Here is a 23,880-nt window from a genome sequence, read left to right as displayed (position 1 = left end):
GTCACGCGGCGACGGTCACCGCGTCGGGTGCGTCGGCGGCGGGCCGGCGCCGCAGGCTCTTGAGTCCCAGGACGGCCGCCGCGGTGACGACGGTGCCGAGGAGCAGTGCGAGCAGGTACATCAGGGGTTGACCGATGAGGGGCGCCACCCAGATCCCACCGTGCGGCGCGCGTAGGGTGGCCCCCACGGCGCCGACCGCCGCACCGGTCACCCCGGACCCGACCACGAGCGCGGGGATGACGCGCAGCGGGTCCGCCGCGGCGAAGGGGATCGCGCCCTCGGTGATGAAGGAGGCCCCCAGCACCCAGGCGGCCTTGCCGTTCTCCCGTTCTGCCGTGGTGAACAGGCGTCCCCGCACCACGGTCGCCAACGCCAGGCCGAGGGGTGGCGTCATGCCGGCCGCCATGACCGCGGCCATGATCGTGAACTCGGCGTGGTCGACGGACACGGAGGCTCCGACCGTGGTGAGCCCGGTGACGGCGAAGGTGTAGGCCACCTTGTTCACCGGCCCGCCCATGTCGACCGCCATCATCAGACCGAGCAGCCCGCACAACAGGATGAGGCTGCCGCCGGTCAGCGAGGAGAGCCACGTCTCCAGGCCGCCCATCAGGGAGGCCAGGGGCGGGCCGAGCAGGATGAACATGGCGAACCCGGTCGCGATCGAGGCGAGCAGCGGGGTCACCACGACCGGCATGATGCTGCGGAGCGCCGCGGGAACCGGCATCCGGGTGAGGCCCAAGGCGACGAAACCGGAGATGAAGCCCGCGACGAGGCCGCCGAGGAACCCGGCCTCCACGACCAGGGCCACCGCCCCGCCCAGGAAGCCGGGGACGAGCCCCGGCCGGTCGGCGATCGCGTACGCGATGAACCCGGCGAGCACCGGCACCAGGAAGGCGAAGATCGTGTCGCCGGTGAGGAACAGCAGCGCGCCCCAGCTCTGGGCCGACAGGACACTGAACTCGTCGATGACGGCCTCGGGCCCCACCTCGGCGATCTCGTATCCGCCGACCATGAAGCCCAGGGCGATCAGGATCCCGCCGGCGGCGACGAAGGGGATCATGTAGGAGACCCCGGTCATCAGCCACTGGCGGATCCGGGTCCCCACACCGCCGGACTCCGTGACCTTGGTGGCGGGCGCGGGCGACGGGGTGGCGGGCTGGTCGTCGGGGGAGTCCGGCGCCGCCGGCTCCCGTGCCTCACCGGCGGCGACGGCCTGGGCGACCAGGTCGGCCGCTCCGGTGACCGCGACCTTGACCCCCACGTCCACCGAGGGCAGGTGGGCGAACCGACCTCTGTCGCGGACCCCCATGTCGGTCGCGAAGATGACGGCGTCCGCCTCCGCGATCACGGCGGGGTCCAGGGTCTCCGCGCCGGCCGATCCCTGGGTCTCCACCTTCATCTCGTGTCCGGCGGCGGTCGCGGCCCGCTCCAGCGCCTCCGCGGCCATGTAGGTGTGGGCGATTCCGGTGGGGCAGGCGGTGACCGCGACGAGTTTCACGACACCACGACCTCTCGGTTGACGGTGGCGGCGACGCCGGCGGCGTCGGGGGACTCGAGCAGGGCCGCGCGGAACTCCGCGTGCACGAGTTTGCGGGCCAGGGCGGCGAGGATCCTCAGGTGGTCCTCGTCGCCGTTCGCTGGCGCGGCGATGAGGATGACGAGGACGGCGTCGCCGTCCGGGCCGGCGAAGTCCACTCCCTCGGGGAACGTTCCGATGGCGAGGCCGGGCGCGGTGACGTACGCGGACCGAGCGTGCGGGAGACCGACCTGTCCGGGCAGCCCCGTCGGCATCTGCTCCTCGCGGGCCTGGACGTCGGCGAGGAAGCCGGGGAGGTCGGTGACGCGGCCGGAGTCGCGCAGCAGTTCGGCGAGCTGGCGGGTCGCGTCCTGTCGGTCATGAGCGCTCAGGCCGAGGGACACGAGTTCGGGGGTCACAAGCGTGGTCGACGACGTCAACGGAGGCCTCCTGGTGCGGGCCGGTGGGCCTGCGGCTCACCGCCCTTGATCTTGTGGTCGGGTGCGGGGTCGGCGGTCAACTGGACGTGGTGGGGCCGGGGCTGACCGGGACGGGGGACCGCGCTGCCGGGCAGGGCAACGGCGGCGGCGCCCCAGGCGACCGCGTGGCGGAGCCGCTCCTGGGCCGGAGCGCCGCCGGCCGCGAGGTAGCCGGCGAGGGCGCAGTCGCCGGCCCCCACCGTGCTTCGCGCGACGACGGGCGGACTCCCGGCCCACCACGTCCCCTCGCCGTTGACCAGCAGCGCACCGTGGGCGCCGAGGGTGGTCAGGACGGTGGTGTTGCCCCAGCCGCGTACGGTCTCCGCGGCGTCGACCACATGGCCGACTGTCGTGAGCTCCCGGCCGACGAGCTCGGCGAGTTCCTCCAGGTTGGGTGTGAGGAGGTCGACGCCACCGGCGTGGGCCACCGCCTCCAGGGCGGGACCGGAGGTGTCCACGGCGACGGGAACCCCCCGGTCACGGCCGGCGACGACGAGCCGAGCACACAGGTCGGGGGGCGCGTCGGAGGGCAGGCTTCCGCCGATGACGAGCCACTCCGCCCCCGCGTCGAGTCGCTCCGCCACGGCGGTGACGAGTCGCTCCGACTCCTCACCGGTGAGGGGAACCCCATCGAGGTTGATCTTGGTGGTGGTCTCGTGCTCGTCGACGACGGTGATGTTGCCGCGGGTCCCCCCGGACACAGGAACCGTCGTAGCGGGCACACCATGCTCGGCCAGGAGTTGGCGCAGCACCATCCCCTCGTGGCCACCCACCGGGAGGACCGCGACGGTCGCGACGCCTTGGGCATGGAGCGCGCGGGACACGTTCACTCCCTTGCCGCCGGGATCCGTCCCCCCTCCGTGCGCGCGCAGTACCTCTCCCCGGAGCAGCGTCGACACCTCCACCGTGCGATCGACGCTGGGGTTCGGGGTGACGGTGCAGATCACGGAGCTCCTTCGCGGTGGGGGCGGCGGTACGTGGGTGGGGTGTCAGACGAGTTCGACCCGGGGGCCGAGGGACCGGACCTCGTCGGCGAGGCCGTCCGCCAGCCCGGTGTCGGTGATGACAGTGTCGATGTCCTCGACCTGGGCGAATCGCGCGAGATGGTCGTTGCCGAACTTCGTGTGGTCGCACAGCAACACCGCCCGGCGCGCGGCGCGCACCATCCTCCGCTTCACCTCGGCCTCGGACGTGTCGGGGGTGGTGAGCCCGCGTTCCGGCGAGATCCCGTTGGCGGCGATGAAGGCCACGTCCACGTAGATCTGCTCCAGGATCTGGTAGGACCACGCGCCGACCGCGGCCATGGTGCGGGCCCGGACCCGTCCACCCACGAAGAGGACCTCAACGGCGGGCCGGGAGCGCAGCGTGGACGCGATCGGGAGCGAGTTGGTGATCACCGTGAGCTCGCGGTCGGTGGGGAGATGTTCGGCGAGCCGCCCGGTGGTGGAGCCGGCGTCGATCAGGATCGCGCCCTCGGCCGGCACCTCCTCGAGAGCCGCCTTGGCGATCCGGTCCTTCTCCTCCGTCATGACCGTGTTCCGCAGCCCGAGCGTGGGCTCGAACCCGAACCGTTCAACCGGGATGGCGCCGCCGTGCACGCGCCGCAACACCCCGTCGCGTTCCAACGTGGTGAGATCGCGCCGGATCGTCTCCCCGGCGACCCCGAAGTCCGCGGCGAGTGCCGCGACGTCCACCCGTCCCGCGGCCCGAGCGCGGTCCAGGATCTCCTGTTGACGCTCCTCCGCGTACATGTGGATTCTCCTGCGTTTCGCTGTGGTTTCACGTGAGCTTAACGCGGAGTTGGGGGTGGAACAAGGGGTGTTCGGGCTGGCCTGATGGGCTGATGTGGATTCGTGTGGCCTTGGTCGGGCGTCGCGGTCGCGGAGTGGCGCGCTATCGGGGTGTGGGCGGATCCGCGTCGGGCGAGAGGCGGACCGTGATTCCGTCGAGCATCATGGTCAGCCCGGCCTCGAAGGCGTCGTCCCCTCCGCCGGGCGACCCCCCGGCGTGGACGGCCGCGGCGAGGACCGGGAACGCCTGGAGGAGACCCTCCCGTTCCTCGGGCGGCAGGTCGTCGACGTGAGAACCCGACGGGTCCGGCCGCCGCTCGAGCTCAGCCTGCTCCTCCAGGACGAATCCACTGACGAAGTGTCCCAGGGACGTAATCGCGCGCACGGCTCCCAACGGTGTGAATCCGAACCCCACCAGGGCCTGGAGTTCCTCCTCGAAGCTCCGTAGCGCGGTGTCGCCGGGGCGTGTTCCGGACATGAGTCGGGCCCCGTCCCGCCGGGACAGCAGGACCTGACGTCGCTCCCTCGCGCGTCGGGCCAGCCAGGCGCGCCATGTCTCGTCGGGGTGCGGCGGGCCGAGGTCCTGGTTCGCCTGCAGGGCCTGTGCCATCTCGTCCAGGAGTTCCTGCTTGCTGCGGAAGTGCCAGTACAGCGCGGGGGACTTCACGTTCAGGCGTGTCGCGAGCCGGCGCACGGTGAGTCCGTCCAAGCCCACCTCGCTGAGGAGGTCGAGGCCCTCGCGGGCGATCTGTGCTCGATCCATGGCCCCGCTTCCCCCGCGCGTTTGCGTCCTTAGCGATGCTAATGCACACTTAGCAACGCTAAGGGCTTATCGATGCTAAGGAGTGGTTCCGTGCGTGGGACACCGTCAGGGACTCGGACGGGAACGCGACGGCTCCTGGCCTGCGGCCTGCTCGCCCCCCTGTTCGTCGTGGTCATCCTGGTGGAGGGGGCGCTCCGGCCCGACTACGCGTCGGCGCATCGGTTCGGCAGCGAACTGGCGTTGGGGGAGCGCGGCTGGGTCCAGATCGCCAACTTCGTCGTGACCGGGATGCTCGTCCTCGCGTTCTCGGCCGGCGTGCGGAGAACGCTCGCGGGAGGACGGGCCGGGGTCGTCGCACCAGTGCTCGGCGTGATCTTCGGGCTCTGCCTGATCGTGGGCGGCGTCTTCGTCACGGACCCGAAGCCCGGTTACCCGGCCGGGAGCACCGGCGTCAGCGAACCGAGCCTCGCCGGCACGATCCACGACGCCAACCCGATCCCGTTCTACCTCTCGCTCATCGCGTTGGTCGTGGTCATGGCGTGGCGATTCGCGAAGGACGGGGGCCCACGACCCCTCGTCTGGTACTGCGTCGCCAGTGCCGTGCTGATCCCGGTCACCTTCGCGCTGAGCGCCGGGCAGTTCGACATGGCGACTCAGTCCGGGCAGTTCCACGGACTGTGGCAGCGGGTGAACCTCGCCCTGTCCCTCGGCTGGATCGGTGTGGTCGCTGGCTATCTCCTGGTCGCCGAGCGGCAGGGGGCGGCCGACCGATCAGGCGCAGCGGCGGACCAGGGAGAGGCGCGGATACCTCGATCCTGACGCGGGCGCCCTAGGCGTTCCGTGGGTCGGGGAGGTCGAACAGGGCGGCCCCGTTGTCGTGACAGACCGCGCGGAGCCAGTCGGAGCCGAGGTCGAGCCGGGCCAGGGCCTCCAGCGCCTCGATGTAGCGGTAGGGGATGTTCGGAAAGTCGCTACCGAACAGGATCCGGTCGCCCAGCGCGCGCAGCCGGGCCAACTCCTGCCGTGGGAATGGCATGAAGGCCTCGGTGAAGGGGGTGAACGCCATCGTCGTGTCGAGGTACGCGCCGGGGTACTCCTCCACCAGGTCCAGGAACTCCGAGTACTCCGGCATGCCCATGTGCGCCACGACCAGCCGCAACCGCGGATGGCGGCGGAGGATCTCCCGGACGGGACCCGGGCCGGTGAAGGCGCCCGGGTGCGGCCCCGATCCGCAGTGGATCACCACCGGCACCTCCGCGTCCGCGATCGCCCGCCACACCCCCTCCAGCAGTGGGTCCCGGGGATCGTAGGCTCCGACCTGGACGTGCGCCTTGAACACCCGCGCCCCCTCGCCGATCACGGCCTTCACGTAGTCGGCGGCATCGGGTTCGGGATAGAACGTGGCACTGTGCAGCGACTCCGGGACCCGCGCCGCGAAGTCCGTCGCGTAGGTGTTGAGCCAGGACGCCATGCCGGGTTTGTGGGGGTAGCTCAATGCGGAGAAGGTCCGTAGGCCGTAGTCCCGCAGCCTCGCGAGGCGGTCGTCCTCGTCCGACCGGTACATGATGGGCCACCCCGTGCCGTCCGGCCCGGTGACCTGGTCGAAGAACGCCCAGACCTTGCGGAGCATCCGGTCGGGCATGAAGTGGGTGTGCACGTCGACCAGGCCAGGGACACCCAGGTCCCGCCAGAATGCTCGTACGGGTGCGATGTCGGCCTCGGCCCGCGCGTCGCGTTCCTCCACGGCGCCCATGGAACCACCGCCGCTGTCCGATTTCCAGCGGAGTTCCCGAACTTTACGGCGCCCTGACGCTGCGTCAGTACTCTGACACTGTGACCTGTCCCAAGTGCCAAGGGCTGATGCAGACCTTCGACCGCCAAGGCGTCCACATCGATCGTTGCCAGAGCTGCGGTGGTGTGTTCCTGGACCGTGGAGAACTCGAACAGTTGGTCTCCGCGGAACAACGTCACTACGGTGCCCCACCGCCGGACCCGCACGCACCGCCACCACCCGGACCACCACCGCGCGCGGCCGGTACGACGCGCGTCTACGCCTATCCCGACTCTCCTCGTCCCTACGGCCACTACCCGGACTCCCCACCTCCCTACGGACACCGGCGTCGCCGACGCGGATTCCTGGAGTCCCTGTTCGACTAGGAAGTCCGTGGACCCGTTGATCTGTGCCCGCTGCGGCGGGCACACCGACCCGGAGCGCGCCACATCCGACGGTGTGCTGCCGTGTGGGAACTGCGGGCACCGGCAGTCGTTTCTGCGGTTGCCCCTGTGGTGTCTGACCGGGCCGAGCGGCGCGGGCAAGTCGACGGTGACCCGACTCCTCACGGAACGGCTGCGGGACACGCACGTCGTCCTGGAACAGGACGTGCTGTGGGGCGAGGCCTTCCACGACTCCGCCGCCGGAGTCGGCTCCTTCCGCGCGACGTGGCTACGGCTCGCCGCGATGATCCACCAGAACGGGCGTCCGGTCGTACTGTGCGGAACGGTGGTCCCCCCGGAACTCGAACACCTCCCAGAGCGCGGCCTCTTCGCCGACGTGCGCTACCTGGCCCTGACCTGTGCCCCCGAGCGCCTCGCGGAACGGCTGCGTAGGCGCCCCGCCTGGCGTCAGTGGACCGAGGGCCGCATCGCCGAAACCCTCGAGTTCGACACCTGGCTCCGCGCCAACGCCGCGGAACTCACCCCGGCCGTGTCACTCGTGGACACCACGAACGAACCAGCGATCCACACGGTCGACCGCGTGCACGCGTGGATCATGGAGACGGCGAACCCCTCGACGTAAGGCTCCCGGTTCGTCCACGGTCGGCGACCCCGCCTAATCGGAGCCCGCGTTCCGGAGGAGCCGCCGGGCCTCGCTGGCTCGGCCTCTTCGTGACGTCCTCGAGACCATCGAGGGGATCCTCATGGCGGCACGTTTCGCCCTACCAGGTGGGCGATTCGCGGTTTATGTCAGATTTACTACGTCTGTCCTGCTTTTATGATCTTGCGGTTACCTGTCCTCAGGAACCGAACAGGAGAATTCGTGAGAACCGCCGGAAGAACCGGAGTCGTCTCCGCCCTGGCACTCGCCCTCAGTGTGGGGGCCGCGCCCGCGGTGGCGGACACCGAGACGGCCAACGACGTCCCGATTACTCCCCCCGACCCGAGAGACAAGAGCATCGCGTTCTACGTCGGGAAGAACCTGACCGACGACGGCTCGGTGTTGCTCGGAGGGTTCGGTCACGAACCGTCCAGCCACTGGATGGAGATCGTGCCCTCCCAGGAGCACGAGGAGGGCACCACCATCGAGGTGGGTGCCACGGACGAGGCCGACATCCCCGGTGAGCTCACCGAGATCCCGCAGGCCGAACGCACGAACAAGTACATCACCTCCTTCTACTCGGAGTTCGCGGGCTTCCCCGCACCCCTCACCAACGGGGGACTCAACGAACACCAGGTGGCCGGGCGTGACGTGTGGATGGACTCCCGCGAGGAACTCGTCGACATGACGCCGACCCCGCAGGAGGGGCCGCAGTACAGCGACCTGTCGCGGATCGCGATGGAGCGCGCGAGCACCGCGCAGGAGGCCGCCGAGATCGTCGGTGGCCTCATCGACGAGCACGGCTACACGACCTACGGCGGGAACTCCCACCTCTTCGCCGACGAGAACGAGGGCTGGGTCCTCGTGGAGTTCCCGGGCGGCGAGGGCCTCTGGGCCGCCGAGCGGCTCGGCCCGGACGACGTGCGCGTCTCCTACCCCGGCTACATCCAGGAGTTCCCCGAGGACTTCGCCGACGACCCCGACTTCATGGGCTCGGAGAACATCGTCGACTTCGCGGTCGAGCAGGAGTGGTGGGACCCGGACGGTGACGAGCCGTTCAACCTGCAGGAGGCCTACGGCGCGTCGTTCCCCACCGACACCGTGGAACACGACCCCGAGGACCCGGCGCCGTACCGCTACCCGCCTGGCCTGGAGGACGAGCTGCGCGAGATGGCGCCACTGAGCCTGGAGGACATGCTCCGGCTGGTGCGCGACCCCCGGTGGGCCGACGACCGTGCCGGCTATGGACAGGTCGCTCACCTGCGCGACGACCTCGAGCACGAGGAGCTCGCCACCCTGTGGCTTGCCGTCACCTCCGCGGTGACCGCGCCCTACATCCCGTTCCACATCGGGGCCGACGAGGTGCCGATGGAGTACCGCCAGCACCGGTACCTCACCTCGGAGTCCCCGTCCAGCTACCTCAACCCGGAGTTCGCTCCGCAGGAGGCGACGCGCTACGCGACGCAGACCTACAAGCGGTTGATGTACTACACCTGTGCCCGCCCGGAGCTCTTCCTGGGTGAGGTCACCGACGTGTGGGAGGGTTTCGAGGCCCAGATCGCCGAGGACCTGGAGGACGTCGAGGCGGAGGCCCTCGCCGCCTTCGAGGACGGCGACGAGGAGGCCGCCCGCGCCCTGCTCACCGACTTCAGCACCGAGTGGGCGATGGACGGGCTGGACCTCGGCGACTACCTGGTCGACGACCTCGACACCCGTCTGCGCGACGAAGAGGGCGGGATCCCCGAGCCCGACGTCGAGGTCCCGGAAGGCACCACCTCCAGCGCCTCCAGCCAGTCCATGACCCTACCGGAGGGCGCCGTTTCCTCCCGCGATCGCGTGAACTGTGACCTCGGTGGCGGCTGGGAAGACGGCAGCGCCCTGGACCGTCAGGGCCAGACCGGCGACCCCGACGCCGTCCCCGACTTCCGCGCCGCGTCAGCGGACGGCCAGGCGCTCCCCTGGATCCCGATGACCCTCACCGGTCTCGTCGGTGTGGCCATCGGCCTGATCGTGCGCCCGTTCCTGAAGTCGAACCAGGCGGCGAAGCAGTAGCGTCACCTTGTGACACGGGGGTGCCGACGCGAACAGGTCGGCACCCCCCGGCGGACACCACCCACTCAGCACCGGAGCGAGATAGAAGAACCTCGCCGTGAGGGGGGCTATTGGGGGAACCACTCCCTCTTGTTGACGCCGCGCTGGAACAGCCCCGGACGTATGCGTTCGATGGCCTCGGCTATCGCCAGCATGTCCCGGTTCTTCGCACCCCGAAGGCCGAGGTTGATGCCCCTGACCAAAACCCGGCAGTGGGACCTGTGGGCTCGGGGGATGGGCCCACCCTTGGGGATGACCTGGAACTCTCCGTTCCTCGGTATCTCCTTGCGCAGGGCGATGAGCATCGTTCGATGCCGGTGCGTTCGGCGGGCGTGCCGGCGACTCAGGAACTCGATGTTCGTGGTGATCGCATGTATGTCGCTCCACGGCAGATTGAGGCGCATCTCGGGGGACCACCGCTTGCGGTGTCGGATCAGTTCGATCCCCTCGCTGGAGATCACGCACTCACGACGCGCCAACTGCCGGGGAGCTCGCACCACCGCCAGGCGCACCATGGCGACGGAGAATGGAATGAGGACGACAGTGGCCAGCCCCAGGCCCCACGTGCGGAGATCCGTCCAACCGGCGCCGACGTCGTCCATGATCACCCCGAGCTTCTCCAAGAAGAACACCGCCGAGGCTCCCGTAGCCGCGAGCAGGACGTACAGGAGGAGCCCGACGCTCACGAAGTGGGTAAGGGGGGCAGTGACGCCGCGCAACTCGATGACGATTGGCTTCTCGGATCGCATGTCGGCACGGGCCTCTCGTGGACGGGGAGCAAGGCGATTGAGTTCCACGGCGAGTCAGCTCACGAGTGGGTCGGGCTGACCGGACCGCGGGAACAACCGTCGGCCTCCCATTGTCCGCGTGGGCCACCCCCGAGGAAGGCCCCTACCGAGGCCGACACTGGACAGCGAGAGACGCTAGTCGATAGAAGGGGCGCCGACATGTCCGTCGACGCCTGCTCCCTCGTGCGGGTGGCCGCTACTCCCGCATCCGCCCAGCGGTGGCCAGCGCTGTCGTGGCTACCTCTACTTCGTGGCTGACGGGGCCACCCCAACCGCGCGGGAGAACTCGCGAAGGATCTCGGCGACTTCGTCGTGACGGTTATGCATCTCGACCGCGCTGGGAGTGAGGGCGTAGCCGTGATAATGGCAGGCACGGCTCAAGGAAATCCAGCATGAGGACCACCGTCCGGCGAGTCCCGCTCCGCCGTAGAACTCCAGGCAGAGGGAGCGAACGTGCGGTGCACATCGGTTGAGGTCCGGACAAACCCGGTTCCAGTAGCGACGCAGCCCTTCCTCTAGCGCCATCCGGAGGAGGAAAGCGGCGGCTCGCCGCCAAGGCGATGCGCTGTAGACCCGTCCTGACTCTCGCTCCCGTGCCTGCTGTCTCGCTAACCGAAGAGACACAAAGGGCTATCGGCCGTTCGCTTGTCGCTCCAGACGGATGGTGAAACGCTGGTGTGTTCCGTCAGTGAGTGGACGTGGAGGCTCCCGTGGTGTGTGCCTGGGAAGCGGACGCCAATGCCCGGCTTGTCCGATGGTTGGGAAAGACTGCGGCCGAACTGGGGACATCGCCGTCATCGGGCGCGATCTCACCAACGATCTCCGGGAGCGCCTGCCAGATGACGCACGGATCGGCGAGGATGAACGGCTTGTCGTCATTCCGGGCAACATGCTGAGCGCGGCCAAGCCGGACATTCGCGATGCTTGAGCGAATCCCCGAGATGGTGGGTAAACGGCTCGACCGTTCCGCCTACCACGAGGACTTCGCCGCCGAATTCGCCCAGCTCACGGGTGTGCTGTGGAAGCTGGAACGTGGCCAGACGTACCAGGAGCACGGCGACCCGAGTTGGGAGGCGTTCGTCGCCGGCGACTGGGAGCGCTCGCTCGTCCTGAACGAACAGGAACGCGTCGGGGCCCGCGCCGAAGCTAGTTCACTGCGCGAACGGGGTGTCGAGATCCGTCGGCTGCGCATCGTCGAGAAGCCGGTCACGCCCTATGTCCAGTGGGAGATGCAGTACTTCCGAATCCTGGCGGAGGAAGGTTTTCCGCTGCGGGTCCTGGAAGCGGGCCGCGTCGCGGACCGTGAGCGTTTCGGACCCCTCCCAGATTTGGTGCTCCTCGGTGAGCATGTCCTGTACCACGTGGTACAGGAATCCGACGGAACACCGATGGAGGCACGGCACATCGACGACCCTGACGGGATCACCGCGGTGCGCGTCGCGATGGCGTCGCTGTTCGCGGAGGCCGAGCCCGTCCTGGAGTTCTTCCACCGTGAGATCGCACCGTTGCCCGCTCCGACCGTCCCTCAGTGATTCGAGGCCGACGGCGACGTGCGCGGTAACCGGGGCAGTCGGCTCTCCCCCGAAGTAGGGCCGTCTCGCGGTGACGTTCGAAGGCGAAGTTCCGGAGTGGACGAGGCTGTCCGTCCCAGTCCGCCTCACCCCACCGGTTGCGGCGCGGACTCGCGCTGGGCGGCCGGGACTGAGCGGGTGAGCAGGGCGCGGAAGAGGGCGTCCATGAGGTAGCCGAGGAGGCCGATCCACAGGATGACGGCCATGAGTTCGTCGAAGGCGAGCTGGTCGCGCGCGTTGAGGATGGCGTAGCCGAGGCCGGAGTCCACGCCGAGCATCTCGGCTGGGACGATGACGATCCACGCGGTACCCAGCGCCAGGCGTAGGCCGGTCAGGATGGGGGTGCGCACGGCCGGCAGGATGACGGTGCGCAGCACTTCGGTGGAGGTGGCACCCAGGGAGCGGGCCACCTGGAGGAACCCGGGGTCGATCGCCCGGACGCCCGCGGCCGTGCTCAGGACGATCGGCCACACGGCGGCGACCGCCACCAGGAAGTAGACCGGCTGGTGTCCGATGCCGAATACCGCGATCGCCACCGGCGCCCACGACAACGGGGAGATCATCCGCAGGAAGTGGAAGAGAGGCTGGGTGGCCCGCTCGGCCGCTGGAATCAACCCCACGGTCAGCCCCAGCGGCACACCCACCGCGGTGGCGATGCCGAGCCCGAGCAGGAGACGCCACAGGCTCGCCTGGGTGTCGGAGAAGAGGGTTCCGTGGAGGGCGAACTCCCATAGGGCGGGGAACGCGTGCTGTGGGGCGAAGCCGGACAGCACCACGTGGCCTGACGCGATGACGGAGGTCAGTAGCCACCACAGGGCGACCGCCACCAGGATCGGCACGAGGACCAGCAGCAGCCTCCGTGGTGTGCCCTCAGGTGTGCCGCTCATGTGATGTCCACTTCTTCGGTGCGGGTGAGGGAGTCGGGAAGTCCGAACGCGGCGGGGGAGCCCGACGCCTCGATCGCCTCGCGGGCGAAGGTGTCGTCCACGAGGTCGGCGTGGACGTCGGCCGGGTCGAGGTCGTCGAGGAAGCGCGTGTCGACGTCGACCAGGGTGCGTCCCATCGCGTCCACCAGGTTCTCGGTGTAGTCGGCGAACGGGAACGGCGCGAAACCGATCTGGTTGCCGTGCCAGTCGGGGCGCAGCACCGCACCGGAGTCGGCGTACTCCTCCGTCGGGTAGGTCAGGGCTCGGGCGATCGCGGGCTCCGGCTGGGGCAGGTAGCCCTCGGTCAGGGCGGTCGCCGCGGCCGGCCGGTCCGCGTTGATGTCGAGTTGCGCGGTCGTGAGGGCGTTGGTGAACCGTTGCACCAGGCCGGGGTCCCCGTCGATGGTGTCCTCCCGCATCACCACCGCGCAGCAGGCATGGTTCCGCCACAGGTCACCGAGGAAGCGGTGGATCCGGCCCACCTCGCGCACCTCGGCCATCGCGTTGAACGGATCGGCGACGGAGTATCCGGCGATGACGCCGTTGGACATCGCGGGGAGCATGTCGCTGGGGCTCATCACCACGACGCGGACCTCACCGTCACTCGCCGACGGGGTCTTGCGCACCACGGGGCGCAGACCGGACTCGCGGAACAGGTCCTGGGACAGGATGTTGTGGATCGACCACCAGTAGGGGATGGCGAAGGTCTGACCGGCCAGGTCCGAGAGCCCCGACATCGTGTCGGAGAGAGTGATGGCCGAACCGTTGGTGTGGTTCCACGCGATGAGTCGGACCGGCGCGCCCATCCCGTACCGGAGCTGGACCGCGAACGGGGCGAGGAGGTGGACCACGTCGACCCGTCCGGCCACGAACGCCTGCGCGAGCTCCGCCCAGCTCCGGAACCGGACGGGTTCGGCCACGGGAACGTCGAAGTCCTCGTACAGCCCGCGCTGGTGTGCGACCAGCAGGGGGGCGGCGTCGGTGATCGGCAGGTAGCCGATGCGCAGCGCCGAGGACGCCGAGGCGGCGTCGGAGGGGCGCAGCCCCGCGGCGGTGGCGCCGAGCCCCGCGGCCAGCCCGAGCCCGATCCCCCCGCCGAGGAGGGTGCGGCGGTTGACGCTCATCGCGTGGCGCCTGCGGGAAGCACGGCCTCGTAGCGGTCGAGGATCTGTTCCTGGAGTTCCTGGCCCCGATCTGAGTCCCGGTCGCCGGGCGCGCCGTCCCACCGGTGCCCGATGGCCCCGGTGGCGTCCAACAGCGCGATCTCGTCGCCCAGGTAGACGGCCTCGCCGACGTCGTGTGTCACCAGGACGACGGTCAGCCCGAGCTCCACGATCACCGTGCGCAGCCGGTCCTGCAGGGAGGCGCGGGTCAGGGGGTCGAGCGCGCTGAACGGTTCGTCCAACAGCAGCACGTCGGGGCGGATCGCCAACGCGCGGGCGATGGCGGCGCGCTGCGCCTGTCCCCCCGAGAGCTGGGCGGGCAGGGTGTCGGCCAGGTCGACGAGTCCGAGCCAGTCCAGCAGGGAGTCGATGGTGACGCTGGTGCCGGCGGAGGTGCCGACGGTCGTGGATGTTCCGCCGTTGGCCGCCGCTCGTCCGGCGTTCACCCGACCCCGGTTGGCGCGGTAGCTCAAGCCGAGCGCGATGTTCTCGCGGACGGTGAGCCAGGGCAGCAGCAACGCCTGCTGGAACACCATGCCGGTGGCGAGTTCCGACCCACCGGGCAGGAGGTCGCCGGAGTCCAGGTCTTCCAGGCCGGCCAGGATCCGCAGCAGGGTCGACTTTCCGGAGCCGCTCGCACCGAGGATCACCAGGGTGCGTCCCGCGTCGATGCTGACGTCGACACCGCGCAGAACCGGATGGTGCCCGTAGGACTTGTGGCCCGACCGGACCTCTAGTTTCGCAGATCCCACCGTAGGTGTCCTTCCGTGGGCGACTGGACCGGCAGGAACGCGGCCTCGCGCAGTCGACGGCTGGTGGCGCTCTTGGCCATGTATCCCGCGCCGCCCTTGGCGGTGGCCTCCAGGCGGGTGGCGGACTGTGCCAGGAGCGCGGCGTCCAGCCGGAGTTGGGTGGCGGCGCGCGGTTGCGGTGGGGTCGTGGCCAACGCCCCGAGCCGTTCCCGCTGCCCGGCCAGCTCGCCCTCGAGGGTGTCCAGGTCGTCGTCGAACATGGAGTCCGAGGAGGACAGCGACTCACGCGCCTGGGCCAGGGAGGCGGTGGTCAGGCCGGTGCAGAACGCGGTCTGGACCAGCAGCAACGTGGGCCGGACCTGGGAGCAGAACGCACTCAGGTCGGTGGACACCACGGCTTCGTCGGCGACGAAAACCTCCTCTAGGGTGCCGGAGGAGGAGGCGGTCGCGTTCAGCGCCATGAGCTCGGGGTAGTCGCGGATCCGCACCCCGGGAGCGCCGACTCGCACGGTGGCGATGATCCGGTCGGAGTCGTCGTCCGAGGAATCACTCAGGCGGGCGGGGAGGACCACGACGGCGTCGGGGAACAGGTTCGACGCCCAGGGGATCGGCCCGTTGAGGACGTAGCCGCCGTCGGTGCGGCGCGCGGTGATCACCACGTCGCCGACGCCGGAGATCTCCTTCAGCGCGGGCGCCATGTGACTGGAGCCGGTGATCTCGCCGGTGCGGAGCTGGTCGAGCAGCCCGGAGACGTACGGCGTCCCCGGGGCCCGACTCAGGTACTCGATGACCATCCGCTGCCCCCACAGCGAGAACGCGGAACTCAGACAGGCGCGGGCGACGCTCTCGACCGTGCCGAGCAGGGGCAGCAGGCCGCCGTCCCAGGAGTGCGGGGCCGCGGTGTCCAGCAGTCCACGCTGGCCCAACCACCGCAGTCCGTCCCGCACGTCGGCGCCGTTGCGGTCGACGTCGGAAGCCCGTTCGGCAAACCACGTGACGAGTTCGCCGTCGTTGTCGGGAACGCGTGTCTGGGTGCTGATGGTCGTCATCGTTGTCCTCGCCTTACTGGGGGGTGGCTTGCTCAGTCCCGCTGGCTCAGCTCGTGCAGGCGGTCGATCGGGGTGTCGACGACCTGGCGGGCGCGCTCCACGGCTTCGGTGTCGGGAGCGTCGTAGAAGCAGAGGCACTTGCCCATGTCCTCACGCACGTAGGTGCGCAGGAACTGAGTCTCGGGCACGTTCTCGTACAGTGGGGACTTCTCGGCCTTGCGGGCGAGGTACTTGTCCATGCTCAGCCCCTCCGGGAGGTCCCACTCCACGAGATACTGGGCCGAGCCCTTGCTCGCCTTGACGGTCTCGAGGTCGGCGCCGACGAGGCGCACCTCGGCGATGTCGTCGAAGGTGATACTGGCGGTGTTGAGCGCGTCGGCGGCGGCCGAGTCGGCCCGCTCCTCCGCGATCAGGAAGACCCGGCCGAAGTCACTGGGGACCTGGGCCTCGACGAGCTCCGCGTTTCCGGCGCTGAGGGCCTTGGCGGCGGACTCGATCAGGGCGTCGGCGGCGGCACGGTCCGCCCGGTCGGGGGTGAGCTCGATCAGCTGGAGGGCCATGCGAATTCCCAACTAAATCAATCGGGTATCTGGAGTACGGTCGCTACCATACCCGACGATTCAGCTACAGCGTATGGTGACCGTCATACCTGACGAGAAGTGGATATCGCTCCCATGCCCCCTGTCTCCCCAACAGCCCAGGCCACACCGCCGGAAATTCACCACCCCGAGCGGGCTGAGCTGGACCTGCGTGAAGTGCTGTGCGCCATCGCCGAGCCCAACCGGTTGCGCGTCGTCGCCATGCTCGTCAACCAGCCCCGGGACAGCGCCTTCCCCTACCCCTGGTTCGAGCTGCCGGTGGGCAAGGCCGGCCGGACCCACCACTTCCGGGTCCTGCGCGAGTCGGGAGTGATCTTCGTGGCACAGCGGCCCAACGGTACAGAGGTACGTCTCCGCTGGGACGACCTGGAGGCCCGGTTCCCCGGCCTGCTGAGCGCGATCCACGCCGGCGCGGCCGTCACGCCGCCACCACGGGACGGGAGCGACGAGTGACCCCCGACGAATCCGTCCGGCGCCGCTCGGGCAGCTCGGTGCGGCTCCTCGTCGTGTACACCACCCGCCTGGAGGAGTGCCACGCCTTCTACTCGTCCCTCGGCCTCACCTTCGTCCCCGAGAAGCATGGGAGGGGGCCGCGACACTATGCGGCGGTGCTCTCCGACGGCTGCGTGATGGAGCTGTACCCGGCCACCTCGCCCGAGCGCGCCACCGGGCGGATGCGGCTGGGGCTCGCGCTCGACGCGCCCCCGAGCTCCGCGCTCCGCCCCAACGACGACGGGACCTACACCGATCCGGACGGGCGGACCGTAGACGTCGTCAACTGGGGTAATAACCCAGAAGACGGGTAATCGCAGAGGGGGGCCGGGTGCATGGGAGAGCACGATGGCCTGCGGGGGTTCTTCGACGACTACGGTGGCGCCCTCGCAACGGGGGACATCAACCGACTGGCGGACTGCTACGCCTATCCGACCTTCGCGCTCGGCGATGACCAGAGCCTCGCGATGTCGGACCGGGACGCCGCGACCACCGCGTTCAGCGGTGCCACGGAACACTTCGGCGGCCCCGGCATGGCCGTCGCCGCGCCGACCCTGACGGCCGTGGAGGAGTTGACGCCCACCCTGACCTCGGTCGACGTCAGGTGGTCCTACTCCGACGCCGGCGGGACCGAGCGGGGAGGGGAGTCCTACCGCTACGTCGTCCGGGCCACCGCGGGACGCCACGCGATCTGCGCGGTGATCCCGACCAACCGCGAGGTGTGACGGCGTGATCCCCGCTGGCACGCGGGGTGTGTCGCGACGGCCGGTCCACGCGACCGGTGGCGTGATCCGCGGGCTCAGGGTGGCCCCGCCAGGGTCACGCTACGGGGTGGTGTCGGTGTCTTCCGGGGGTCAGGATCGGGGCATGGCAGATCAACCGAAACTGGGTTACCGCCTGCTGGGCGACAGTGGGCTCCGTGTGTCGGACCTGTGGCTGGGCGCCATGGGGTACTACGAGGGCGATCCCGACGACACCGCCCCCGCGCTGTTCGACACCTACGCCGAGGCGGGCGGAAACGTCATCGACACCGCGCCGAGTTACGGCGAGAGCGAGAGCGTCGTGGGTGCCGCGCTGGAGAAGCGGCGTGACTCCTTCGTCGTCGCCACGAAGTACGTCCCACCGCGGGCGAACGACAGCGATGACCCCAACGTGGCCGGCGGCCACCGTAAGAACCTGAGGTTGTCGCTGGAGCAGAGCCTTCGGCGACTCCGTACCGACTACGTCGACGTCTACTGGGTGCACATCTGGGACAAGCACACCCCGCTCGAGGAGATGATGCGCGCCCTGGACGACGCGGTTCGCCAGGGAAAGATCCTGTACGTGGGGATCTCCAACGCCCCGGCCTGGGTCGTCGCCCGGGCGAACACCCTCGCCGAGTGGCGCGACTGGACCCCGTTCGTCGGACTCCAGGTGCACTACAACCTGCTCGAACGTGAGGTGGAACGCGACCTGCTCCCCATGGCCGAGCACCTGGGCATCGGCGTGACCGCGTGGAGCCCCCTGGCCGGCGGTCGCCTCTCGGGCAAGCTCACCGCCTCCGGGGAGGTCGCCGACAGCACGAGGTTCACCGCCGACCACGTCACCCCCGCCCACCGCACAGCGGCGCGGGCCGTCCAGGACGTCGCAGACGAGATCGGTGCCACGCCGGCCCAGGTGGCGCTCGCCTGGTTGCGGGGACGTAACGCCTCGGTCATGCCGATCGTGGGCTCCCGCACCCAGGCCCAACTCCTCGACGTGGTGGGCTCCTCGGGGATCACGCTCACCCCTGAGGCGATGCGGATCCTGAACGAGGCCTCCCCGTTCACCGCCGGCTACCCCCAGGACTTCATCGCCTCGGCTGACGCCCAGTGGAGCGTGTTCGACGCCTGACCCCTCGTCCCGAGCTCAGGACGCCCCCTCCGGGAGGAGCCGCTCGGCCGCCCGGCGCGCTGTCTCTGTCGCGTCGGCGCGGCCGACCACTGCGTGCGTGATGACGGCGCCCTCGTGGAGCACTAACAGTGTCTCCGCGACGGCGTCGGGGTTCGCGGTCCCCAGCTCTCGCGCGAGGTCCCGGTACAGCGTGTGTGTCCACTCCTTCTGGGAGGTCACGACGAGCCGTCCGGGATGCCCGGGGTCGGTGAGTTCCGCGAAGGCGTTGACCATGGCGCAACCATGCGTCGATGTTTCCCCCATCCATTCGCCGAGCGCGTCGAACGTGTGCAGGACGCGGTCGCGGGGGTTGTCGAACTGGTTCAGTCGGTCCAGCAACCAGTGCCGCCATCGCTCGTCCCGCGCGCGGAGATAGGCGACCACGAGGTTCTCCTTCGACCCGAACCGGTCGTAGATCGTCTTCTTGGTCACCGAGGCCTCCTCGGCGATCAGCTCCATGCCGACCGTGTTGATTCCACGGGTGTAGAAGAGATCGCTGGCCACCGCGAGGACGCGGGTGGCGGCCGGGGTCAGTCCCCCCGGTTTCGTGCGCATGAGACCCACCTCTCATCGGAACTCCACTGCGAGTATACCAACCGGTATGGTTACCTCGCTCCTGAGAGTCCGGTGAAGCTGCCCCCGTGGGGGAGTGGGCGGACCGGTGAGAGGGGATGGCATTGACACGCGGGATCGGCGTACTGCTCGGCACGGGATTCGTGCTGATGTGGAGCTCCGGGTTCATCGGTGCAGAGCTGGCGAGGGACGCCGCGGCGCCCGAGACCGTTCTGGCCTGGCGAATGATCCTGATGACCCTGGTCCTCGGAGTGGTGGTCGTCTGCCGGCGGCGTCCGATCGCGACGCGTGGTCTGGTGCTGCACACGGTGGTCGGCGCCCTGGCGCAGGCGGGGTACCTCTACGGAGTCGTCGCCGCCGCCAGCAACGGGGTCAGCGCGGGAACCAGCGCGCTCATCGCCGCACTGCAGCCCCTGGTGGCGGCAGCGGCCGCGGCCGTGTTCCTCGGCGAGAGCGTACGTGGCCGGCAGGTTGTCGGCCTGCTCCTCGGGATCGGTGGAGTCGCGTTGGTCGTGTCCGGTGACCTTGGCGTGTCGGGAGCCCCAGCGTGGGCCTTCGCGCTCCCCGGCCTGGCCATGCTGTCGCTGGTCGCGGGCACCCTGGTCGAACGGCGCTACGAGAGTCGGGTGGGACTGCCCGAGGCGTTGGCGATCCAGTGCGCCGTCAGCGCGGCGATCTTCACGGGGTTCTCGCTGTCGACCGGGGGGTTCGTTCCGCCGGCGACCTCCGGCTTCTGGTTCGCGGTCGTGTGGGTCGTGGTCCTGTCCGGGATCGGGGGCTACGGCTTCTACTGGGCCAGTCTCGCGCGGATGGGAGTGGGCCGCGTGTCCAGCCTCCTCTACCTCACCCCTCCGGTCACCGTGCTGTGGTCCTGGTTCATGTTCGCCACGCCCGTGTCCCTGTCGGGGCTGCTGGGCCTCGTCGTGAGCGCGTTCGCGGTGGTGTTGGTCATGCTGCCCGGCCGGGCGTCGAGGAGTGACCGCGTCAGTGCAAACGCCCCCGCTGAGGTTCACCAGGCGCCGGAGGTCCCACTCGGGGCGGCGAGCCCCACCGTCACGAGCGGCGGGACACCCACACGTTTCCCCCAGTAAACCAACCGGTATGGATATACATGGAGGAGTTATGAGCATCTCTGACCACCGCGTGTTGACCTTCGACGTGGTCGGCACCCTGATCGACTTCGAGACGGGAATCCTGACGTACATCCGGCCGCTGGCGGCCCGCGCCGGTTATCGGGGTGACGACCGTGCGCTGTTGGCGGCGTTCGGGCGGGCGGAGGGGGTGCAGCAGCGTGAGACACCGGAGATGCCCTTTACACAGATGCTCGCGCCCATCTATCGGCGGCTGGCCGGCGAGCTCGGAATTCCCGTCACGGGCGAGGACGTGTCCGGACTGACGGCCTCCATCGCCGACTGGCCCGCCTTCCCCGACGCCGTCGCCGCCCTACGGCGCCTGGGAAGCAGGTTCCGCCTGGTCGCGCTGACCAACACCGACAACTGGGCCGTCGCCCGCATGGCCGAGACCCTGGGGAACCCGTTCGACGACACCGTGACCGTCGAGGACGTGGGCGTGAACAAGCCCGACCCGCGGATGTTCGCCTACTGCCTGGGGCGGCAGAGCACACACGGATACCGCAAGAGTGACATCATGCACGTCGCGCAGAGCCAGTTCCACGACATCGGAGCCGCGGTCGGCCTCGGCTACGAGACCTGCTGGATCGAGCGCCGCAAGGGACAGGCCGGCAGCGGGGCGACGCCGGCGGCGACGAAGATCACGCGTCCCGACCACCACTTCTCCTCCTTGGAGGAGCTGGCCGACGCGGCCGGGCTCTAGCCCCGGATCGCGGGAAAGTGTTCCCGGCGATCCGTTCCGAGGGTAGTGTTCGGCGCTGGACCTGCGGGTGCACGGTTTATGGCACTATGGCGGACAGTGCCCGCGTTGACTCCTTCCGTAGCGGGCGGTCCACGACCCCCTTGGGTCCCCCGTTCCGCCGCCTCCAGCGTCGAGCCGCCACCCTTGTTTTCCTAAGGAGGGCCTGTGTTCCTGGCCACCGACCCCTCGATCCAAGCGCCCACCATGGCCGAGCTCACCCAACTCGCTCAACCCGACAGCTGGCTCGCCAACTACGGCGACTACCTGACCGTCGGCGTGCGCATCGTGGTGATCCTTGTTCTGGCCGGGCTGCTGCGCGCGATCCTCGGCCGCGTGATCACCCGCCTGGTGAAGCACGTGGTCGACTCCCGGGAGAAGCTCGGGAACAGTACCTTCGGCAAGCTGGCCGGAGGCAACGGAACGCCGGCCGCCGCGCGTCGCCAGGCACGCGCGGGAACACTCGGCTCCGTACTGCGCAACCTCGCCTCGATCGTCATCTACGGCGTCGCCATCGTCATGGTTCTGTCCGAGGTGGGCATCAGTATCGGCCCGATCCTCGCCAGCGCCGGTGTCCTGGGTCTCGCGATCGGTTTCGGTGCGCAGGGGTTGGTCCAGGACTTCCTCGCGGGCATGTTCATTCTCGTCGAGGACCAGTACGGCGTGGGTGACGTGGTTGACGTCGGCGAGGCGGTCGGGACCGTCGAGGAGGTGGGGCTGCGCGTCACCAAGATCCGTGACCTCAACGGCGGCCTGTGGCACGTCCGCAATGGCCAGATCCTCCGCGTCGGCAACATGAGCCAGGACTGGGCGAACGCAGTCGTGGACATCCCCCTCGCCGCCACGGTCGACGTCCGGGAGGCCAGCGCGGTCCTCGCCGAGGCCTCCGGAACCTACAGCGAGGTCGCCAGCGCCCCCGAGGAACTCCTCGAACCCCCGACGGTCAACGGCGTCGTCTCCATCACCAACGGCGTCCTCACCATCCGCGTCATCGCCAAGACCAGACCCGGCTCCCAATGGGCCCAAGGCCGCGAACTCCTCGCCCACCTCAAGCAGGCCCTCGACACCCACAACATCGAACTCGCCCGCCCGGTGATGACGTCCCCGCAGGGGTGACGCCCCGTAGGCGCGGAGTGAATCCCGCCGGGCGAACGGCTATTCTGGGTACATGAGCGTGGTGGTGACTCTGCCTGACGAGATCGCGGCACGAGCCGCGGCTCTCGCGTCGGAACGTGGCGTCACGATGGACGAGGTTGTTAGCGAGCTAGTGCTGGAGCACCTTCCAGCCCCGCACATTCGACGTGACCGCCCTGGATTCGTCGGTCTGGGTAGGTCCACGTCCGGTCGTTCCGCCGCCGAGGCCGATGACATGCTGGCGGAGGGTTTCGGGAGGGACCAGGCCGGGTGCTGATCCTCGACACGGGGGTTATCCTCGCTGCCGCCGATGAGGCGGATCCGTGGCATGAGGCATGCGTAGCGGTCATCGAGAATGAGCCGGGTCCATTGTTTACGAGTCCCCTCGTAGTCGCGGAGGCGTGTTACCTCATCGACCGACAGCTCGGTCCGCTGGCGGAGTCCCAGTTCTTGGGTTCCCTCGCCGAGGGGGATATTCAGGTCTCGGACCTCACGGGAAGCGACTGGCGGCGCATGTCCGCACTCGTCGGTACCTACAGTGCTCTTCCCCTCGGGGGCACTGACGCTTCGGTTGTCACTCTCGCCGAGCGTATGCGGGTGCGGCGAATCGCCACACTCGACCGGAGGCATTTTCACGTCGTCAAGTCTCAAACGATGGGGTACTTCGACCTCGTGCCGCGCGAGCGGTGAGCCAGGCCGCCGCATCACCTTCGGGGTGTTTCCCCGGCTGTCCAGATCCGGCTTGTGACTGCCCACATGACGTGAGGAACGGCCCTGGAAGCGGCGGCGTCGGGGATAGCGGGTACGGTCTCACCTTTCGGCCATGGGCGAGAACGGGCACTCGATCGGCAGGCGGCACACGCCAGAGGCGCTTCTGAGCAGAGTGCTGTGCAGGTGCAACACACCGAGGAACTGCATGGTGTCATGACGCGTGCGTTGGACGCCGCGTGATTGGGTTTCCAGCATTCCCATAATCGCCACGCCGTGGATGCGCGCGCTTGAGGCGGGCCCGCCTTGCGACACTGCCCACCTGACCTGGGGAACGGTGGTGGGGGGCGACGTGCGGGGATGGGGGAGTACGGCCGCGGGGGTGGTGGGCGTGCTGGTGTTGTACTACGTGCTGCCGTTGGACACGGGGATGCCGAAGTGGGCCATCTGGGCGCGCGCGGTGGGGTTCGTGTTGGGGATCGGGTTCGTCGTGCTCGTCGTCGCGCGGGCGGCGCGGCGGCAGGAGTGGACGACGGCGGGGAACCTGCCGTTCCAGGGCCTCACGGTGGTGACGGTGTTCGGGGTCGTGCTGTTCGCCCTCGCGGACTACGTGATGGCGCGGGCACGGCCCGAGCAGTTCGTCGACCTGCACACTCGAACGGACGCGCTGTACTTCACGGTCACCACGCTCGCGACCGTGGGCTACGGGGACGTGCACGCGGAGGGACAGCTCGCCCGGATTCTTGTCACCGTGCAGATCCTGTTCAATCTCATCGTGCTCGCGACCGCGGCCTGGCTGGTGACCCAACGCCTGCGTTCCCGGCAACACCGCGCGTAGCCGCGCCGCCCTATTGTCAAAACCCCCTCGGCCGACACACGATTGGCTTCCAG

28 protein-coding genes are annotated in these 23,880 nt (G+C 69.3%); 15 read left to right on the top strand and 13 right to left on the bottom strand.

Translation table 11 applies throughout. From position 1 onward, the window contains the following. Position 1: 1 nt before the first annotated feature. The 5 genes from J4H86_RS13730 to J4H86_RS13710 form a co-directional block, all read right to left on the bottom strand. Positions 2-1,498, bottom strand: a complete 1,497-nt coding sequence (locus J4H86_RS13730; RefSeq protein WP_236537596.1) for a PTS fructose transporter subunit IIC — start codon at positions 1,496-1,498, stop codon at positions 2-4. Continuing rightward, complete coding sequence (locus J4H86_RS13725; protein WP_236537595.1) at positions 1,495-1,956, bottom strand: PTS sugar transporter subunit IIA; 462 nt, start codon at positions 1,954-1,956, stop codon at positions 1,495-1,497. Before J4H86_RS13725 ends, J4H86_RS13730 begins: the two co-directional genes overlap by 4 nt. Further along, the gene (locus J4H86_RS13720) at positions 1,953-2,942 is read right to left on the bottom strand and encodes a 1-phosphofructokinase family hexose kinase (RefSeq protein WP_236537594.1); all 990 of its coding nucleotides are present in this window, start codon (positions 2,940-2,942) and stop codon (positions 1,953-1,955) included. The genes J4H86_RS13725 and J4H86_RS13720 overlap by 4 nt, the downstream gene beginning before the upstream one ends. A 42-nt stretch (positions 2,943-2,984) precedes the next feature. After that, on the bottom strand, positions 2,985-3,746 hold the full coding sequence (locus J4H86_RS13715; protein WP_236537593.1) for a DeoR/GlpR family DNA-binding transcription regulator: 762 nt from the start codon (positions 3,744-3,746) through the stop codon (positions 2,985-2,987). A gap of 142 nt (positions 3,747-3,888) precedes the next feature. Continuing rightward, positions 3,889-4,548, bottom strand: a complete 660-nt coding sequence (locus tag J4H86_RS13710; RefSeq protein WP_236537592.1) for a TetR/AcrR family transcriptional regulator C-terminal domain-containing protein — start codon at positions 4,546-4,548, stop codon at positions 3,889-3,891. Positions 4,549-4,638: 90 nt separating this feature from the next. Between J4H86_RS13710 and J4H86_RS13705 the strand changes: the two genes are divergently transcribed. After that, positions 4,639-5,367: a DUF998 domain-containing protein gene (locus J4H86_RS13705; protein ID WP_236537591.1), complete on the top strand. Its 729-nt coding sequence runs from the start codon at positions 4,639-4,641 to the stop codon at positions 5,365-5,367. A gap of 10 nt (positions 5,368-5,377) precedes the next feature. Here the strand turns inward: J4H86_RS13705 and J4H86_RS13700 are convergent, their stop codons facing one another. Beyond that, positions 5,378-6,301 carry an amidohydrolase family protein gene (locus J4H86_RS13700; protein ID WP_236537590.1) on the bottom strand — a complete coding sequence of 308 codons (924 nt, stop codon included), beginning with the start codon at positions 6,299-6,301 and terminating at the stop codon, positions 5,378-5,380. Positions 6,302-6,408: 107 nt separating this feature from the next. On the opposite strand from J4H86_RS13700, the gene J4H86_RS13695 reads away from it, so the two are divergent. The 3 genes from J4H86_RS13695 to J4H86_RS27270 all read left to right on the top strand — a co-directional run bounded on the left by J4H86_RS13695 (position 6,409) and on the right by J4H86_RS27270 (position 9,415). After that, positions 6,409-6,705, top strand: a complete 297-nt coding sequence (locus tag J4H86_RS13695) for a TFIIB-type zinc ribbon-containing protein (RefSeq protein ID WP_236544025.1) — start codon at positions 6,409-6,411, stop codon at positions 6,703-6,705. Positions 6,706-6,712: 7 nt separating this feature from the next. After that, positions 6,713-7,345 (top strand): AAA family ATPase, encoded by a 633-nt coding sequence (locus J4H86_RS13690; RefSeq protein WP_236537589.1) that lies wholly within the window; start codon positions 6,713-6,715, stop codon positions 7,343-7,345. Between the two features lie 240 nt (positions 7,346-7,585). Continuing rightward, positions 7,586-9,415, top strand: a complete 1,830-nt coding sequence (locus J4H86_RS27270; protein WP_269134463.1) for a C69 family dipeptidase — start codon at positions 7,586-7,588, stop codon at positions 9,413-9,415. A 107-nt stretch (positions 9,416-9,522) separates the two neighbouring features. Here the strand turns inward: J4H86_RS27270 and J4H86_RS13680 are convergent, their stop codons facing one another. Beyond that, complete coding sequence (locus J4H86_RS13680; RefSeq protein ID WP_236537588.1) at positions 9,523-10,203, bottom strand: hypothetical protein; 681 nt, start codon at positions 10,201-10,203, stop codon at positions 9,523-9,525. Positions 10,204-10,996: 793 nt separating this feature from the next. Between J4H86_RS13680 and J4H86_RS13675 the strand changes: the two genes are divergently transcribed. Together J4H86_RS13675 and J4H86_RS13670 are read left to right on the top strand one after the other, a co-directional pair. Next, positions 10,997-11,170, top strand: coding sequence for a hypothetical protein (locus tag J4H86_RS13675; protein ID WP_236544200.1), 174 nt, complete (start codon positions 10,997-10,999; stop codon positions 11,168-11,170). Then, the gene (locus J4H86_RS13670) at positions 11,163-11,774 is read left to right on the top strand and encodes a DUF6879 family protein (RefSeq protein WP_236537587.1); all 612 of its coding nucleotides are present in this window, start codon (positions 11,163-11,165) and stop codon (positions 11,772-11,774) included. Before J4H86_RS13675 ends, J4H86_RS13670 begins: the two co-directional genes overlap by 8 nt. Before the next feature lie 125 nt (positions 11,775-11,899). On the opposite strand, the gene J4H86_RS13665 is transcribed toward J4H86_RS13670, so the two are convergent. From J4H86_RS13665 to J4H86_RS13645, 5 genes are read right to left on the bottom strand one after another with little or no spacing between them, the layout of a single operon-like run. Beyond that, positions 11,900-12,700: an ABC transporter permease gene (locus J4H86_RS13665; RefSeq protein ID WP_236537586.1), complete on the bottom strand. Its 801-nt coding sequence runs from the start codon at positions 12,698-12,700 to the stop codon at positions 11,900-11,902. Beyond that, positions 12,697-13,863, bottom strand: coding sequence for an ABC transporter substrate-binding protein (locus J4H86_RS13660; RefSeq protein ID WP_236537585.1), 1,167 nt, complete (start codon positions 13,861-13,863; stop codon positions 12,697-12,699). The genes J4H86_RS13665 and J4H86_RS13660 overlap by 4 nt, the downstream gene beginning before the upstream one ends. Next, entirely contained in the window at positions 13,860-14,654 is a 795-nt protein-coding gene (locus tag J4H86_RS13655) for an ABC transporter ATP-binding protein (protein ID WP_236537584.1), read from the bottom strand. The genes J4H86_RS13660 and J4H86_RS13655 overlap by 4 nt, the downstream gene beginning before the upstream one ends. Continuing rightward, complete coding sequence (locus J4H86_RS13650) at positions 14,636-15,703, bottom strand: acyl-CoA dehydrogenase family protein (protein ID WP_236537583.1); 1,068 nt, start codon at positions 15,701-15,703, stop codon at positions 14,636-14,638. Before J4H86_RS13650 ends, J4H86_RS13655 begins: the two co-directional genes overlap by 19 nt. A gap of 32 nt (positions 15,704-15,735) precedes the next feature. Continuing rightward, positions 15,736-16,263, bottom strand: a complete 528-nt coding sequence (locus tag J4H86_RS13645; protein ID WP_236537582.1) for a DUF4242 domain-containing protein — start codon at positions 16,261-16,263, stop codon at positions 15,736-15,738. A 114-nt stretch (positions 16,264-16,377) separates the two neighbouring features. On the opposite strand from J4H86_RS13645, the gene J4H86_RS13640 reads away from it, so the two are divergent. From J4H86_RS13640 to J4H86_RS13625, 4 genes are all read left to right on the top strand, one after another. Further along, positions 16,378-16,755, top strand: coding sequence for an ArsR/SmtB family transcription factor (locus tag J4H86_RS13640; protein WP_236537581.1), 378 nt, complete (start codon positions 16,378-16,380; stop codon positions 16,753-16,755). Next, positions 16,752-17,108: a VOC family protein gene (locus tag J4H86_RS13635; protein ID WP_236537580.1), complete on the top strand. Its 357-nt coding sequence runs from the start codon at positions 16,752-16,754 to the stop codon at positions 17,106-17,108. The genes J4H86_RS13640 and J4H86_RS13635 overlap by 4 nt, the downstream gene beginning before the upstream one ends. A 21-nt stretch (positions 17,109-17,129) precedes the next feature. Then, complete coding sequence (locus tag J4H86_RS13630; RefSeq protein WP_236537579.1) at positions 17,130-17,519, top strand: hypothetical protein; 390 nt, start codon at positions 17,130-17,132, stop codon at positions 17,517-17,519. 142 nt (positions 17,520-17,661) lie between these two features. Further along, entirely contained in the window at positions 17,662-18,666 is a 1,005-nt protein-coding gene (locus tag J4H86_RS13625; protein ID WP_236537578.1) for an aldo/keto reductase, read from the top strand. Positions 18,667-18,681: 15 nt separating this feature from the next. Here J4H86_RS13625 and J4H86_RS13620 read toward each other — a convergent pair whose 3' ends face one another. Continuing rightward, positions 18,682-19,260: a TetR/AcrR family transcriptional regulator gene (locus J4H86_RS13620; protein WP_236537577.1), complete on the bottom strand. Its 579-nt coding sequence runs from the start codon at positions 19,258-19,260 to the stop codon at positions 18,682-18,684. Between the two features lie 116 nt (positions 19,261-19,376). Here J4H86_RS13620 and J4H86_RS13615 point away from each other — a divergent pair, with 116 nt between their 5' ends. The 5 genes from J4H86_RS13615 (at position 19,377) to J4H86_RS13595 (ending at position 23,827) form a co-directional block, all read left to right on the top strand. Next, a complete protein-coding gene (locus J4H86_RS13615) occupies positions 19,377-20,369 on the top strand; it encodes a DMT family transporter (protein ID WP_236537576.1) in 993 nt (330 codons plus the stop codon). 31 nt (positions 20,370-20,400) lie between these two features. After that, positions 20,401-21,111, top strand: coding sequence for an HAD-IA family hydrolase (locus J4H86_RS13610; protein WP_236537575.1), 711 nt, complete (start codon positions 20,401-20,403; stop codon positions 21,109-21,111). A 204-nt stretch (positions 21,112-21,315) separates the two neighbouring features. Then, positions 21,316-22,263 (top strand): mechanosensitive ion channel family protein, encoded by a 948-nt coding sequence (locus tag J4H86_RS13605; RefSeq protein ID WP_236537574.1) that lies wholly within the window; start codon positions 21,316-21,318, stop codon positions 22,261-22,263. A 288-nt stretch (positions 22,264-22,551) separates the two neighbouring features. Continuing rightward, positions 22,552-22,971 (top strand): type II toxin-antitoxin system VapC family toxin, encoded by a 420-nt coding sequence (locus J4H86_RS13600; RefSeq protein ID WP_236537573.1) that lies wholly within the window; start codon positions 22,552-22,554, stop codon positions 22,969-22,971. Between the two features lie 298 nt (positions 22,972-23,269). Then, positions 23,270-23,827, top strand: coding sequence for a potassium channel family protein (locus J4H86_RS13595; RefSeq protein ID WP_236537572.1), 558 nt, complete (start codon positions 23,270-23,272; stop codon positions 23,825-23,827). Positions 23,828-23,880 lie beyond the last annotated feature (53 nt).

This window comes from Spiractinospora alimapuensis (genome assembly GCF_018437505.1).
In the GTDB taxonomy this organism is placed as follows: Bacteria; Actinomycetota; Actinomycetes; order Streptosporangiales; family Streptosporangiaceae; genus Spiractinospora; species Spiractinospora alimapuensis.
This window is presented reverse-complemented; position numbering and strand designations above follow the sequence as displayed.

Coding starts and splice junctions, on each gene's coding strand:
- J4H86_RS13695 (WP_236544025.1), top strand. CDS start 6,409: ATGCAGACCTTCGACCGCCAAGGCGTCCACATCGATCGTTGCCAGAGC.
- J4H86_RS13610 (WP_236537575.1), top strand. CDS start 20,401: ATGAGCATCTCTGACCACCGCGTGTTGACCTTCGACGTGGTCGGCACC.
- J4H86_RS13595 (WP_236537572.1), top strand. CDS start 23,270: ATGCGCGCGCTTGAGGCGGGCCCGCCTTGCGACACTGCCCACCTGACC.
- J4H86_RS13645 (WP_236537582.1), bottom strand. CDS start 16,263: ATGGCCCTCCAGCTGATCGAGCTCACCCCCGACCGGGCGGACCGTGCC.
- J4H86_RS13615 (WP_236537576.1), top strand. CDS start 19,377: ATGGCATTGACACGCGGGATCGGCGTACTGCTCGGCACGGGATTCGTG.
- J4H86_RS13630 (WP_236537579.1), top strand. CDS start 17,130: ATGGGAGAGCACGATGGCCTGCGGGGGTTCTTCGACGACTACGGTGGC.
- J4H86_RS13660 (WP_236537585.1), bottom strand. CDS start 13,863: ATGAGCGTCAACCGCCGCACCCTCCTCGGCGGGGGGATCGGGCTCGGG.
- J4H86_RS13650 (WP_236537583.1), bottom strand. CDS start 15,703: ATGACGACCATCAGCACCCAGACACGCGTTCCCGACAACGACGGCGAA.
- J4H86_RS13665 (WP_236537586.1), bottom strand. CDS start 12,700: ATGAGCGGCACACCTGAGGGCACACCACGGAGGCTGCTGCTGGTCCTC.
- J4H86_RS13710 (WP_236537592.1), bottom strand. CDS start 4,548: ATGGATCGAGCACAGATCGCCCGCGAGGGCCTCGACCTCCTCAGCGAG.
- J4H86_RS13625 (WP_236537578.1), top strand. CDS start 17,662: ATGGCAGATCAACCGAAACTGGGTTACCGCCTGCTGGGCGACAGTGGG.
- J4H86_RS13700 (WP_236537590.1), bottom strand. CDS start 6,301: ATGGGCGCCGTGGAGGAACGCGACGCGCGGGCCGAGGCCGACATCGCA.
- J4H86_RS13675 (WP_236544200.1), top strand. CDS start 10,997: ATGGTTGGGAAAGACTGCGGCCGAACTGGGGACATCGCCGTCATCGGG.
- J4H86_RS13680 (WP_236537588.1), bottom strand. CDS start 10,203: ATGCGATCCGAGAAGCCAATCGTCATCGAGTTGCGCGGCGTCACTGCC.
- J4H86_RS13670 (WP_236537587.1), top strand. CDS start 11,163: ATGCTTGAGCGAATCCCCGAGATGGTGGGTAAACGGCTCGACCGTTCC.
- J4H86_RS13620 (WP_236537577.1), bottom strand. CDS start 19,260: ATGCGCACGAAACCGGGGGGACTGACCCCGGCCGCCACCCGCGTCCTC.
- J4H86_RS13715 (WP_236537593.1), bottom strand. CDS start 3,746: ATGTACGCGGAGGAGCGTCAACAGGAGATCCTGGACCGCGCTCGGGCC.
- J4H86_RS13640 (WP_236537581.1), top strand. CDS start 16,378: ATGCCCCCTGTCTCCCCAACAGCCCAGGCCACACCGCCGGAAATTCAC.